The 12,721-nt window shown below is 72.9% G+C and carries 12 protein-coding genes; 4 read left to right on the top strand and 8 right to left on the bottom strand.

Going from position 1 to position 12,721, the window contains the following annotated elements:
- Positions 1–162: 162 nt before the first annotated feature.
- The 3 genes from PUR53_RS41415 to PUR53_RS41405 form a co-directional block, all read right to left on the bottom strand.
- Positions 163–564, bottom strand: coding sequence for a DUF3040 domain-containing protein (locus tag PUR53_RS41415; protein WP_184895187.1), 402 nt, complete (start codon positions 562–564; stop codon positions 163–165).
- Between the two features lie 288 nt (positions 565–852).
- Positions 853–1,623 (bottom strand): methyltransferase, encoded by a 771-nt coding sequence (locus tag PUR53_RS41410; RefSeq protein WP_329898978.1) that lies wholly within the window; start codon positions 1,621–1,623, stop codon positions 853–855.
- Between the two features lie 131 nt (positions 1,624–1,754).
- Positions 1,755–2,294: an SAV_6107 family HEPN domain-containing protein gene (locus PUR53_RS41405; RefSeq protein ID WP_329898977.1), complete on the bottom strand. Its 540-nt coding sequence runs from the start codon at positions 2,292–2,294 to the stop codon at positions 1,755–1,757.
- A gap of 176 nt (positions 2,295–2,470) precedes the next feature.
- Here PUR53_RS41405 and PUR53_RS41400 point away from each other — a divergent pair, with 176 nt between their 5' ends.
- The 4 genes from PUR53_RS41400 (at position 2,471) to PUR53_RS41385 (ending at position 8,174) form a co-directional block, all read left to right on the top strand.
- Positions 2,471–3,409 carry an ATP-binding cassette domain-containing protein gene (locus PUR53_RS41400; RefSeq protein ID WP_329912029.1) on the top strand — a complete coding sequence of 313 codons (939 nt, stop codon included), beginning with the start codon at positions 2,471–2,473 and terminating at the stop codon, positions 3,407–3,409.
- Positions 3,381–5,465: a YhgE/Pip domain-containing protein gene (locus tag PUR53_RS41395; protein WP_329912028.1), complete on the top strand. Its 2,085-nt coding sequence runs from the start codon at positions 3,381–3,383 to the stop codon at positions 5,463–5,465. The genes PUR53_RS41400 and PUR53_RS41395 overlap by 29 nt, the downstream gene beginning before the upstream one ends.
- 71 nt (positions 5,466–5,536) lie before the next feature.
- Positions 5,537–6,169: a TetR/AcrR family transcriptional regulator gene (locus tag PUR53_RS41390; protein WP_329912027.1), complete on the top strand. Its 633-nt coding sequence runs from the start codon at positions 5,537–5,539 to the stop codon at positions 6,167–6,169.
- A gap of 490 nt (positions 6,170–6,659) precedes the next feature.
- Entirely contained in the window at positions 6,660–8,174 is a 1,515-nt protein-coding gene (locus tag PUR53_RS41385; protein ID WP_329912026.1) for a phytoene desaturase family protein, read from the top strand.
- Between the two features lie 37 nt (positions 8,175–8,211).
- On the opposite strand, the gene PUR53_RS41380 is transcribed toward PUR53_RS41385, so the two are convergent.
- From PUR53_RS41380 to PUR53_RS41360, 5 genes are all read right to left on the bottom strand, one after another.
- Positions 8,212–9,150, bottom strand: a complete 939-nt coding sequence (locus tag PUR53_RS41380; RefSeq protein WP_329898972.1) for an SCO2102 family sporulation regulator — start codon at positions 9,148–9,150, stop codon at positions 8,212–8,214.
- A gap of 56 nt (positions 9,151–9,206) precedes the next feature.
- A complete protein-coding gene (metF, locus tag PUR53_RS41375) occupies positions 9,207–10,130 on the bottom strand; it encodes a methylenetetrahydrofolate reductase [NAD(P)H] (RefSeq protein WP_329898971.1) in 924 nt (307 codons plus the stop codon).
- A 111-nt stretch (positions 10,131–10,241) separates the two neighbouring features.
- Complete coding sequence (gene thiE / locus PUR53_RS41370) at positions 10,242–10,886, bottom strand: thiamine phosphate synthase (RefSeq protein WP_329898970.1); 645 nt, start codon at positions 10,884–10,886, stop codon at positions 10,242–10,244.
- Positions 10,887–10,985: 99 nt separating this feature from the next.
- Positions 10,986–11,351, bottom strand: a complete 366-nt coding sequence (locus PUR53_RS41365; RefSeq protein WP_190208348.1) for an Rv2175c family DNA-binding protein — start codon at positions 11,349–11,351, stop codon at positions 10,986–10,988.
- Positions 11,352–11,458: 107 nt separating this feature from the next.
- Complete coding sequence (locus tag PUR53_RS41360) at positions 11,459–12,688, bottom strand: NAD(P)/FAD-dependent oxidoreductase (protein ID WP_329898969.1); 1,230 nt, start codon at positions 12,686–12,688, stop codon at positions 11,459–11,461.
- Between the last annotated feature and the right edge of the window lie 33 nt (positions 12,689–12,721).

The following is a 12,721-nucleotide window of genomic DNA, read 5'->3' as shown; positions in this document are numbered from 1 at the left end:
GGGCGGTGGGCTGGGCGGTGGGCGGGCTGGCCCCGCATCCGTCGTACGGCGCGCCGATGCGCGGGCGTTCGTTTGAGGGCATGCTCGAAGGGTGACCGCCGCTTGGGTGGTCACCCTTCGTCCGTGTTCAGCTGTGGCTGTCGGGTCGGCTGTTCGGCGGGTTCAGTGGCCGCCCTGCTCGTCACGACGGCGCTGCCAGCGCTGTTCGATTCGGTCCATCATGGAGCGGCGCTGTCGTGTCTGCCGACGCGCACCGGCGGAGCCTGCGGCACCGGCGGGCTGCTCACCCGGCTTGGGGGCCTTGCGCCAACCGGTGACGGCGAGCACGGCGCAGCCCAGCATGACGAGGAATCCCACCACGCTGACCCAGATCTGCTGTGCGACCATTCCGGCCATGAGGAGCGCGATACCCACCAGAAAGCCCGCGACCGCCTGGTAGACCCGCCGCCGGGTGTACGTACGCAGCCCGCTTCCCTCAAGCGCTGACGCGAACTTGGGATCTTCGGCGTACAGCGCTCGCTCCATCTGCTCGAGCATGCGCTGCTCGTGCTCTGAGAGCGGCACGGAGTCCTCCTCATCGTGCGGTCGCCGGGGCGACCCGGGGGGTCCTCTTCAGGATAGGCAGGGAATCGCCCCCTTGAAACCCGCCCCTCTACGCCAATTCGCCAACCGGAACCCGCCATGGCACCCCGACTCGCTGAGGTGTGAATTCCCCAGCGAACGGCCCGTCATGCCGGAACGGTCTCCCTCGATCATACGGCTCCGAGCGCTCGATCGGGGGGCCTGTGGCGTACTCCATCCGCCGCCGAGCCCCTGATCAGCGGGGCACCCTCGTCCGCCGCGGGAGACGGCTCAGGACTCCGCGGCCCCTCGCGTCTCACCCAGCACATGAAGTTGGGTGGCCACGGAGTGGAAGGCGGGCAGCTCGGCGGCCGCCGCCTCCAGCTTGAGCAGGGCGTCCAGGGCACCGGGCTCGGTGTCGACGAGGACCCCGGGGACGAGGTCGGCGAAGACCCGGACGCCGTGCACGGCGGCGACCTGGAGGCCCGCGCCCTCCACGAGGCCGGTGAGCTGTTCGGCGGTGAAGCGGTGGGGAACCGGATCACCCTCGCCCCAGCGTCCGTTCGGGTCGGCGAGCGCCTGCTGCGCCTCCTTGAAGTGCCCGGCGAGAGCGCGGGCGAGGACGGCCCCGCCGAGGCCGGCGGCGAGCAGACTGAGGACGCCCTCGGGGCGCAGCGCGGCGACCGCGTTGCCGATGCCCTCGGCGGGATCGTCCACGTACTCCAGGACGCCGTGGCAGAGCACGGCGTCGTACCCGCCGCGCTCGACGACGTCGAAGAGGCCGTGGGCGTCGCCCTGGACGCCCCGGACGCGGTCGGCGACGCCCGCCTCGGCGGCCCTGCGCTCCAGCGCGAACAGCGCGTTCGGGCTGGGGTCGACGACGGTGACGCGGTGGCCGAGGCGGGCGGCGGGCACCGCGAACCTGCCGCTGCCGCCCCCGGTGTCCAGTACGTCGAGCGACTCACGCCCCGTCGCCTTCACCCGGCGGTCGAGGGCGTCCTGGAGGACCTCCCAGACCACGGCGGTACGGAGAGAGGCGCGGGGTCGCATCGGGTCCGACACGGCAGTTGACTCCTCGGCGCGGCACCGCCTGGTGTGCGGCGGAGCGATGGGCTTGCGGCTCCGCCGGGCCGGTGGCCGTGACGGAGGGTGCTGGTGCCCCCAACCCTAATGGGCGGCGCCGGGACGGTCGGTCAGCCCGCGTCCGGGACCTCGGGGCCGCCGTCCTGCCGGGGTTGCGGCAGCACCGGCTGGAGCACCAGCATCCGTTCGACCAGGCGCAGGAACATCGCGACGTCGCGTATGAGGTCGTCGGCGTCGCGCGCGCTCGCCGCGCCCTGGATCCCCGCCTCGGCCCGTGCGCGGCGGGCGGCACCGGAGGCGAACAGCGCGCTCCACTCGGCGAGTTCGGGCGCTATCTCGGGGAGCACTTCCCAGGCGCTCCGGATCTTGGCCCGGCGCTTCGGGGTGGGTTCGGGGCGGCCCCGGGCGGCGAGCACCGCGGCGGCGGTGCGCAGGGCGGCCAGGTGGGCGGTGGCGTACCGCTCGTTGGGCGTGCGCAGCACGGACGCCTCGTCGAGTCCGGAGCGGGCCTGGGCGAGCAGGTCGAGGGCGGCGGGCGGGGCCGTCGCCCGGCGCAGCACGGGGTGCACGTCGCTCGCCGGGCCGGTCAGTGAGGGGGCAGGGCCGGTGGCGCGGCGCCGGCCTGCGGCTGCTGCGTGGTAGCTGGCCATGACGAACCTCCTGTCGTCTGCGGACGGCACGCTCTGACACGAGGTGCCGTATGTGCCCATCGTGAGGTATGCCACTGACAATCCGTTCTGACCTGCACTTTTGCTTCGATCAAAGGTTCGGAGTAGTTTTTGCACTGACCAGTCAGTTCAAAGACGGGCAGAGGGGTTCCGGGGACATGGCAGAGGCAGCGGAGGCGGGCACCGGGCGGGGAACGGCCCGCGGTGTCGCCGTCGGCGCGGAGGGGTTCGGGCTCAGCGGGCCGCGCGGCTGGGCCTTCCGGGGCGTCGGGTTCGACGCGGAGGCCGGCTCGCTGGTCGCGATCACCGGGCCGTCCGGGTCGGGCCGGACCTGTCTGCTGCTCGCGCTCACCGGCCGGATGAAGCCGAGCGAGGGCCGGGCCACGGTCGGCTCCCTGCCGCTGCCGAAACGGATGGCGGCCGTGCGCCGGATCAGCGCCCTCGCCCATGTCCCCGGGGTGACCGACCTCGACCCGGCCCTGACCGTCGGGGAGCACCTGCGTGAACGGGCGCTGCTGCAGCGGCGGTTCGACGGCACCCTGCGCGGGCTGCTGCGGCCCCGGGCCGAGCGCGCCGCCGAGGCGAAGGCCCGGATCGAGGCCGCCGTGACCGCCGCCGGGCTGGACCAAGAGGCCCTGCCGAAGGGTTCCCGGACCGCCGTACGCGACCTCGACCGGATGGAGGCCCTGCGGCTGTCGGTCGCCCTCGCCCTCGTCGGCCGACCCCGGCTGCTCGGCGTGGACGACGCCGACCTGAAGCTCTCCGACGCCGAACGGACGGAGATGTGGGCCCTGTTGACGTCCCTCACCGAGTCCGGGACCACGGTGGTGGCGGTGTGCAGCGAGGCACCGGAGGGGGCGGTCGTGGTGTCGACGGCGCCCGAGGAAGCCGCACGCGCGCGTGGCGACGTACACGAACCCCCGGAGCCCGCCACCGACACGGCTGACACCACGGACACGACTGACACCACCGACACCGCGGACACCGCGGACACCGCGGACACCGCGGACACCGAACCCGACACCGGTACCGACACCGACACCGACACCGACGACAAGGAGACGGCCGATGCGCTCGCCGGGACTCGCCGCGCTTGAGCTGAGGCGGTTCGGCCGGGGGAAGCTGCCGCGCGCCGCGCTGGTCTCGCTCCTGCTGCTGCCGCTGCTGTACGGCGCCCTGTACCTGTGGTCCTTCTGGGACCCCTACGGCCGGCTGGACCGCATCCCCGTGGCGCTGGTGAACGACGACCGGGGGGCGTCGGTCGGCAAGGAGCGGCTGACGGCGGGCGACGACATCGCGAAGGGGCTGCGGGACAGCGACACCTTCGAGTGGCACCGGGTGAGCGCCGCCGAGGCCCGCGCGGGCGTCGAGAACGGCACGTACTACCTGTCGCTGACCATGCCGAAGGACTTCAGCGAGCGCATCGCGTCCAGTTCGGGGGACGTGCCGGAGACCGGCGCCCTCCAGGTGCGGACGAACGACGCGAACAACTACATCGTCGGCCAGATCTCGCGGACGGTGTTCTCCGAGGTGCGGACGGCCGCGTCGACGAAGGCCTCGCGGTCGTTCCTGGACCGCATCTTCATCTCGTTCTCGGACATCCACGGGAAGACCGAGGAGGCGGCGGACGGCGCCGACGACCTCAAGGGCGGTATCGACAAGGCCGAGCAGGGCTCGAAGGACCTCGCGGACGGGCTGCGGAAGGCCAAGGAGGGCAGCGGGGACCTGTCCGGCGGGCTGAAGGATCTGGACGAGGGTGCGGGCGACCTGGCGGACGGTGCCCAACAGGTCGCCGACGGCACCGGGAAGCTCGCCGACAAGGTCGGCGCCGCGGCCGACCGGGTGCGGCCCTTCCTCGACGAGAACAGCGGCACCATCGCCGACACCGCCACCCTGGTCGCCGACTCGGCGGCCACGATCCGGGACCACCTGGACGCGTTCGTGAAGACGGCACCGGCCGCCGCGACAGGCACCCGTGCCGCCTCCGACACCCTGAACGACGTCCACAGGCGCCGCTGCGAGGAAGCCGTCCTGCCCGACGCGGCCTGCGCGGACCTGAAGAAGGCGAAGGACGCGGCCGCTCAGGCCGCCGTGCTCGCCGAGGACGTGAACACCGTGGTGAAGAACTACGACGGTGACATGAAGGCCTTCGACAAGGACCTCCAGACCCTGGAGAAGCAGGCCCGCGCCCTCGCGAAGGCGGCGCCCACCCTCTCCACGGACCTCGACGACGCCGTCGCCAAGATCGACGCGCTCGACAAGGGAGCCGCGGAGGTCGCCAAGGGGGCCAAGGCCCTGCACACCGGCCTCGGCACCGCCAAGACCGGCGCGGAGGACCTCGACACCGGCGTCGGAGACCTGAAGACGGGCGCCGTCGACCTCAAGGGCGGCATGTACAAGCTGGCCGACGGCTCCGGGAAGCTCGCGGGCGGTCTGCACGAAGGGGCCGAGCGGATCCCCGACTACGACGAGCGGGACCGCGACCAGCGCACCGAAGTGATGGCCGACCCGGTGCAGTTGGCCACCAGGGATCTGCACAAGGCGCCCAACTACGGCACCGGGTTCGCCCCGTACTTCATCCCGCTGTCCCTGTGGGTGGGCGCGATGGTGGCGTACATGCTGATCCAGCCGCTCAACCGGCGGGCCCTCGCGGCGGGTGCCTCGGCGTGGCGGATCGCGCTGGCGGGCTGGCTGCCGGTGGCCGCGCTGGGCGTGCTGCAGACGGTCGCGCTGATGGCGGTGCTGCACTGGGCGGTCGGCCTGCAGATGGCGCGGGCGGCCGGGACGGTGGGCTTCCTGTTCCTGGTGACCGCGTGCTTCGCGGCGATCGTGCAGTGGCTCAACGCGCGCTTCGGCGCGGCGGGCCGGATCCTCGTCCTCGCCTTCCTGATGCTGCAGTTGACGTCCGCGGGCGGCACGTATCCCGTGCAGACCAGCCCGGACTTCTTCAACGCGGTCCACCCCTTCCTGCCGATGAGCCATGTCGTCGACGCACTCAGGCGGCTGATCACGGGCGGCGGCCTCGGCCCGGTGTGGCAGGCGTGCGCGGTGCTGCTGGCCTTCACCGTCGGCGCCCTCGCGCTGACCGCCCTCTCGGCCCGCCGCAAGCAGGTGTGGACCCTGGACCGCCTGCACCCGGAGTTGAGCCTGTGACCGCGCGGCGGACGGTTCCCGCGCGGCCCATGGGTCCCGCGCAGCCCACGATTCCTGTGACAATCAGGGCCATGGAAAGCAGCAACGCCCCCGGCGGCGCAGGCGGGGGCCGCCGTGAGGCGACCCGGCAGAAACTCTACGAAGCGGCCGTCACCCTCATCGCGGAGCAGGGGTTCTCCGCGACCACGGTGGACAAGATCGCCGAGCGCGCCGGAGTCGCCAAGGGCACGGTGTACTACAACTTCGCGAGCAAGTCGGTCCTCTTCGAGGAGCTGCTGCGGCACGGCGTGGGACTGCTCACCGCTTCTCTCCGTGAGGCGGCCGAGGGGACCGCGCGGGAGGGCGGCAGCAGGGTCGACTCCCTGGATGCGATGATCCGGGCCGGGCTCGTCTTCATCGACCGCTACCCGTCCTTCACCCAGCTGTATGTGGCCGAGCTGTGGCGCACCAACCGGGCCTGGCAGTCCACGCTGATGGTCGTCCGGCAGGAGGCGGTCGCCGTCGTCGAGGGGGTGCTCCGCGAGGGCGTCGAGGGCGGCGAGCTGAGCGACGAGATCGATGTCGGCCTGACGGCGTCGGCCCTGGTCGGCATGGTCCTGGTGGCCGCGCTGGACTGGAAGGCCTTCCAGCCGGAGCGCTCGCTGGACGACGTCCACGCGGCGCTGTCCCGGCTGCTGCAGGGCCGGGTGAGCGGAAAGGGCTGACCGGGCCGGAGCACGAACGAGAGCGCCGGTCCGAACTGGCCGCGTCCCCCGCGGGCCACCTCGAACCGGCGCTTCCCCGTTCCCCCGTACTCCCCCGTGCCTCGCTCCCGCCGACTCGCGTCGACGGAAGGAGCGGTAAGAGCGCGAGAGCCGTTCCGCCGCCCCGTGTCGGCGGTGCCGGAGCCGCGCCCCTTCCCGTGCCTCCACTCTCCCGTTCCCGCAGGTGGGAGCCCATCCGTACGGGTACTCAACTCACCGCATAGGTACGCGTACTCAGCCCTGCGCACTCAGCCCCACCCCGCGCTGTCGCCGACTGGTGACGATCGCGCCCGCGCAAGTACTCCCCGGGCCCGGATCGGCGGCGCAGCCGCCGATCCGGGCCCGGGGAACCGCGCGACAAGCCACGACGAGCCCGCACCCGCCGAACGACCGCACCCCCCGAGCTCTCCCGCGAAACACTGGTAACACGGCGCCCGATAAGGTCACCGGCATGGCAAGAATCGCGGTGATCGGCGCCGGAATGGGCGCCCTGGCAGCCGCCGCCCGGCTGGCCGTCGCCGGCCACCGCGTGGTGGTGCACGAGAGCACGACGACCTACGGCGGAGCCGTGGGCCGCTTCGAGCGCGACGGCTTCGCGTTCGACACGGGCCCGGGGCTGCTGCCGCTCCCCGCCGTCCACCGCGACCTGTTCCTCAAGACCGGCAAGGAGCCGCTGGAGAAGTGCGTCGACCTGGTCCAGGTCGACCCGGCGGCCCGGCACGTCTTCGCGGACGGCACCGACCTCCTGCTGCCGAACGCCTCACGCGCGGGCGTGGTCGCCGCGCTGAACTCCGCGCTCGGCGCGGGCGCCGGCGACCGCTGGGGCGATTTCCTGGTGCGGTCACGCGAGGCCTGGGACCGCACCCGGCGGCCCCTCCTGGAGGAGCCGCTGTGGTCCGACTGGAAGCTCCTCGCCGAGCGCGAGCCGTACCCCTCGGTCCCCCACAAGCGCCTGCTGCGCACCCGCCGCGCCGCCACCCTCGCCGAGGTCGGCGCGTGGGAGCTGCGCGACCCCCGGCTGACGGCGCTGCTGGAGAGCCACGCCCTCGCGTACGGCCTGGACCCGAGGAGCGTCCCGGCGAGCGCGGCGGTCCTGCCCTACCTGGACCACGCCTTCGGGACCTGGTACGTCCGGGGCGGCGTACGGGAGTTGGCGCGGGCGCTGTACGAGCGGTGCCTGGCGCGCAGGGTCGAGTTCGTCTTCGGTGCCGAGGTCACGGGGATCGTCGAGAAGGACGGTCGGACGGCCGGGGTGGAGCTGGCCGACGGGACGGTGACCGGGGCCGACTTCGTGGTCGCCGGGGTCGCGCCCGAGGTGCTGGGCCGCCTGGCGGGGCGGTCGGTCGTACGGAGTGCCGACGAGGTACCGGCCCAGCGCGGGACGACGAGCCGGCTGACCGTGCTGCTGGCGCTGCGCGGGGGCCGTCCGCAGGGCGCGGCGCACCGGACGGTGGTGCACGCGGAGGACCGTGACGCCGAGCTGGAGCTGCTGTTCGGCGCCGCGCACGGGGTGGCCGCACGGCCCACGGCGACAGTGCTGCGTCCCGACGATCCGGGACTGGTGCCGGACGCCGACCACGAGGCGGTCACGGTCACGTGCGCGGTCCCCGCCGAACCCGAGCGGACCGGAGCGGGGCCGGAGACCTACGAGCAGCGGGCCGAGCGGCTGATCGACGCCGCCGAGCGGGCCGTACCCGACCTGCGGGAGCGGCTGCTGTGGAGCGAGGTGCGCACCCCGGCCGACATCGCGCGGGCGACCGGAGCGGAGGGCGGCGCGGTCCCGGCCCCGGCGCTCGCGGCGGCGGACGGGCGGTGGCTGCACCCGTCCAACAGCACCGCTCTGCCGGGCCTGTTCACCGTCGGCGGCTGGTCCCACCCGGGCGGCGGCCTTCCGCACGCCGGGATGTCGGGCGCGCTGGTGGCGGGACTGATCGTGGAGGGGCCGGACTTCCGCGGCTCCCAGTGAGGCTCACCGGGGCAGGAGCGGGGGCCGGGCGGGCGCTTCAGAAACGGTACTGCTGCTCGTCGTAGCCGTTCTGGCCATTGCCGTTCCCGTTGCCCTGGTACGGGTACTGCTGGTCGGACGGGAGGTCCGAGCCGAGCGGGTCGTCGGTGTTGCGCTGCTGCGGGACCCAGACACCGCCGGGCGGGGTCTCGCCGTAGCCGCCGTTGCCGTACTGGTCCTGGCCGTAGCCCTGTTGACCGTAGCCCTGCTGCCCGTAGGCCTGGTCGTACGCGGCCGTGGCGTCGTACGTCTGGGTGCCGATGTACGGGTCGGAGTAGGCGGCGTACTGCTGCTGGGACGGGTCGTAGCCGTACCCCTGCTGGTCGTAGCCGTAGTAGGCGAAGGCCTCGTCCTGCGCGGCCTGGTCGGCGGTCGCGTGCTGCTGGCCGGCGGCGCCCGCGTAGGCGTTGTCGTCCCTGTAGACGCCGTAGGTGCTGGTGTCGTCCGGCATGGGTTCCGGGGAGTAGACGGGGGCCGGCCCGGCCGCGGAGGGCGTGGACTGCGGTCGGACGAACACGTCGTCGTCGCGGTCGTCGAGCAGGTCGTCGCCTTGGTGGTACGTGCCGGCGGCGGTGTTCTCCAGGTCCGTGACCTCCAGGGTCGGGTCCTGGCGGTCCGGTTCGCCGCGCCGCCGCTTCTTGCCCGCCTTGGGCAGCCGGCCGCCGTCCTCGCCCTCGCCGGAGCGCGGGCGGACGGCCCAGCCCGCCTCGAAGCCACGCCGGAACGACAGCGTCACATAGGTCTGACCGATGGCGAACCCGATCGCGCCCAGCGCGATGACGATCACGTTGGGGATGAGGACACCGAGGACGACACCGAGGAAACCGGCGAAGGCGAGCAGCCGCCAGCGCAGCCGCGCCTTGTACTGCAGCAGCACCTCACCCAGCAGCCACAACGCGACGACGCCGAACGCGATGTAGAGGACCGCCCAGCCCATGTACGCCCCTCTCCCTGTAGCCGCTACGCAGTGTGTCGTACGCGAGTGCGACCGGTCTAGGCCCGTGATGGATGGTGCAGGCCCAGGTTCTCGTAGATTTCCAGAGTCGCGGTGGAGTTGTTCAGGGTGATGAAGTGAAGTCCGGGGACTCCTTCGTCCAACAGCCTCGCGCAGAACTCCGTGGCGAACTCGATGCCAATGGAGCGTACAGCGGCCGGATCGTCTTTGGCTGTGACGATCCGCTCTTTCAGGGCGTTCGGGATGGCGGCGTTGCTGAGTTGCGGCAACCGTTCCAGCATCTTCACGCTGGTGACGGGCATGACCTCGGGAATGACGGGGGTTTCGCAGCCGGCCGTCGCGACCGCGTCCCTCAGACGCAGGTACGAGTCGGGGTGGAAGAACATCTGCGTGATCGCGTAGTCGGCCCCGGCCCGGCACTTGTCGACGAAGCGCGCCACGTCGCTGTCCCAGTCGGGGGAGCGCGGGTGCATCTCCGGGAAGGCCGCGACGCCCACGCAGAAGTCGCCCGACTCCTTGATGAGGTGGACCAGTTCGGCGGCGTAGGTCAGGCCCTGCGGGTGCGCGACCCACTCGGCCATGGGGTCGCCGGGCGGGTCGCCGCGGACCGCGAGGATGTTGCGGATCCCGGCGTCCGCGTACTGGCCGATGATGTTGCGCAGCTCGGCGATGGAGTGGCTGACCGCGGTGAGGTGCGCGACCGGCGTGAGCGTGGTGTCGGCGGCGATCTGCTCGGTCGCCTTCACGGTGCCGGCCCGGGTGGAGCCGCCCGCGCCGTACGTCACGGAGACGAAGCTGGGGGCGACGGCCTCGATCCTGCGGAGGGCGTTCCACAGGTTCCGCTCGCCCTTCTCCGTCTTGGGTGCCCAGAACTCGAAGGAGTAGGTGGTTTTGCCCGTGGCGAGCATGTCACGCACGGTCCGTGCGCGATCCGTCCTGGTGGAAGCGGTTCCTAGGGCCATACCGGCAGGTTAGTCAGATCGGCGCCGTCCCCCAACCACACCTGGAGCTTTTGTCCCCTTTGCCGCTCTGGTGTCCACGCCTTGGACGGCCGTGGATCGCGGGCACCGCCGCTAGAGGGCACGCAGCCGCTCGGCGAACTCCGCCGCGGCGGCTCCCGGGTCGTCGGCCTCCGTGATCGCCCGGACGACCACCACGCGCCGGGCGCCCGCCTCGACGACCTCGTCGAGGTTGCCGAGGTCGATGCCGCCGATGGCGAACCAGGGGCGGTCGGTGGCGAGGGCGGCGGTGTACCGGACGAGGTCCAGGCCAGGGGCGTGGCGGCCGGGCTTGGTGGGGGTGGGCCAGCAGGGGCCCGTGCAGAAGTAGTCCACGCCCTCCTGGACGGCCGCGGCGGCGGCCTCCTCCTCGGCGTGGGTGGAACGGCCGATGAGCACGTCCGGGCCGAGGATCGCGCGGGCGGCGGGGACGGGAAGGTCGCCCTGGCCGAGGTGCAGCACGTCCGCGCCGATGGCGTGGGCGACGTCCGCGCGGTCGTTGACGGCGAGCAGCTTGCCGTGCCGCCGGCAGGCGTCCGCGACGACCTGGAGGTGCTCCAGTTCCTCGGCCGCCTCCATGCCCTTGTCGCGGAGCTGCACGATGTCCACGCCGGCGCCGAGGACGGCGTCCAGGAACCGCGGGAGGTCGCCCTGGCGCTTGCGGGCGTCCGTGCAGAGGTAGAGCCGGGCGTCGGCGAGCCGGGCGGCGGCGTCGGACATGGGTGGGTCCCCCGTTGGCATGTGTGATCGGTGCGGCGTACGGGGACGTGGCCCTCGCGGGCCCCGGCCCCCGTACGCCGTACGAGCGGGTGTTTCGGGTCAGACGGCGAGCGCCTGGGCGCGGCGCTTCACCTCCGTGCCGCGATTCTCGCTCAGGGCCTGGGCCGGGGTGCCGGGCAGGCTGGGGTCCGGAGTGAAGAGCCACTCCAGCATCTCTTCGTCGGTGAAGCCGTCGTCCCGCAGCAGGGTCAGGGTGCCGGTCAGGCCCTTGACCACCTTGTCTCCGTCGATGAAGGCGGCGGGGACGTGCAGCGCGCGGTTCTCACCACGGCGTACGGCGATGAGCTGGCCTTCCTTCACCAGCTGCCGCACGCGGGTCACCTCGACGTCCAGCATCTCTGCGATGTCGGGGAGGGTCAGCCACGCGGGGACGAGAGCATCGATCTTTGCGTCAATCTCGGTCACGTCTCCAAGACTGCCATCTGGGACTGACAGTGGGTAGCCGAGCCGCCTCCGGCGCAGCCGACCGAGGGGTGCGGAGCGCGTCGGTGGGATCCCGGGAACCCGCCCGGTTACGCCGCCGCCGCCTTCAGCGGCCTCGCCGGGTCCTCCAGCAGCAGCGGGTCCATCGGTGTGCCGGCCTCGATCAGGCGGCGGCCCTGGGCCAGGTCCCGGGGGCGGCCCACCGCCAGCAGGGCGACCAGCCGGGACTCGCGCAGCCAGCACACCGACCAGGCGGCGCCGGTCGGGTCGCCGCGCCGGACCATGGTGTCGGCCGAGGCGTGGTCCCCGGCGTACTGGACGAACCGGCCGAACTGCTCGGACCAGAAGTAGGGCACGGGATCGTAGGGCTCGGGAGTCTCGCCGACGATGTTCGCGGCGACCGTGCGGGGGCCCTGGAGGGCGTTGTCCCAGTGATGGACGAGGAGACGCCGGCCGTACCTGCCGGAGGGGAAGGAGGCGCAGTCGCCGACGGCGTAGACGTCCGGTGCGGAGGTGCGCAGATGGTCGTCGGCCACCACCTCGCCCTGGGCGCCCAGCTCGATGCCGGAGCCCTCCAGCCAGGCCGTGGCGGGGCGCGCGCCGATGCCGACGACGACCGCGCCGGCCGGGATCCGGGTGCCGTCGTCCAGGACCACGGTCCCGGGCTCGACGCGCTCCACGCGCGCGTGCGTGCGCAGAGCGGTGCCGCTGTCGGCGTACCAGGCGGTCATCGGGGCGGCCACCTCCGCAGGGAGGGCGCCCGCGAGCGGGCGGTCGGCGGCCTCGACGACCGTCACCGCGCAGCCCGCCTCGCGGGCGGCCGTGGCGAACTCGGCGCCGATCCAGCCCGCGCCCACGACCACGATGTCGTGCTGCCGAGCCAGCACGGGCCGCAGCCGCTCGGCGTCGTCCAGGGTCCGCAGCAGATGCACCCCGGGCACGCCGTCGGCGCCCGGCAGCCGGATCGGTTCCGCGCCGGTCGCGACGACGAGGAGGTCGTACGGGACGGGCCCGGCGGGCGTGTCGAGTTCGTGGTCGGCGGGGCGCAGGCCGGTCACCTCGCGGCCCAGCCGGAGGTCGATGCCGAGCGCCTCGAAGTCGACGTCGAAGGCGGAGCCCTCGGCGTTGCCGAGCAGAACGGCCTTGGAGAGGGGAGGTCGGTCGTAGGGCTGGTGCGGCTCGGCGCCGAGCAGGATCACGTCGCCGGCGAAGCCCTGTTCCCGCAGGGCGACCGCCGTCTGCACGCCCGCCATGCCCGCGCCCACGACGACCACGCGCCGCGCCGGTGATCCGCCCCTCTGCTGCGTCAGCTCGCTCACCCGATCACCATAGACAACTGATATTCGGTCAGT

It is taken from the genome of Streptomyces sp. SP18BB07, assembly GCF_036322545.1.
In the GTDB taxonomy this organism is placed as follows: domain Bacteria; phylum Actinomycetota; class Actinomycetes; order Streptomycetales; family Streptomycetaceae; genus Streptomyces; species Streptomyces deccanensis.
Note: the sequence above shows the minus strand (reverse complement) of the source record. Positions and strands in the feature narration are given on the sequence as shown.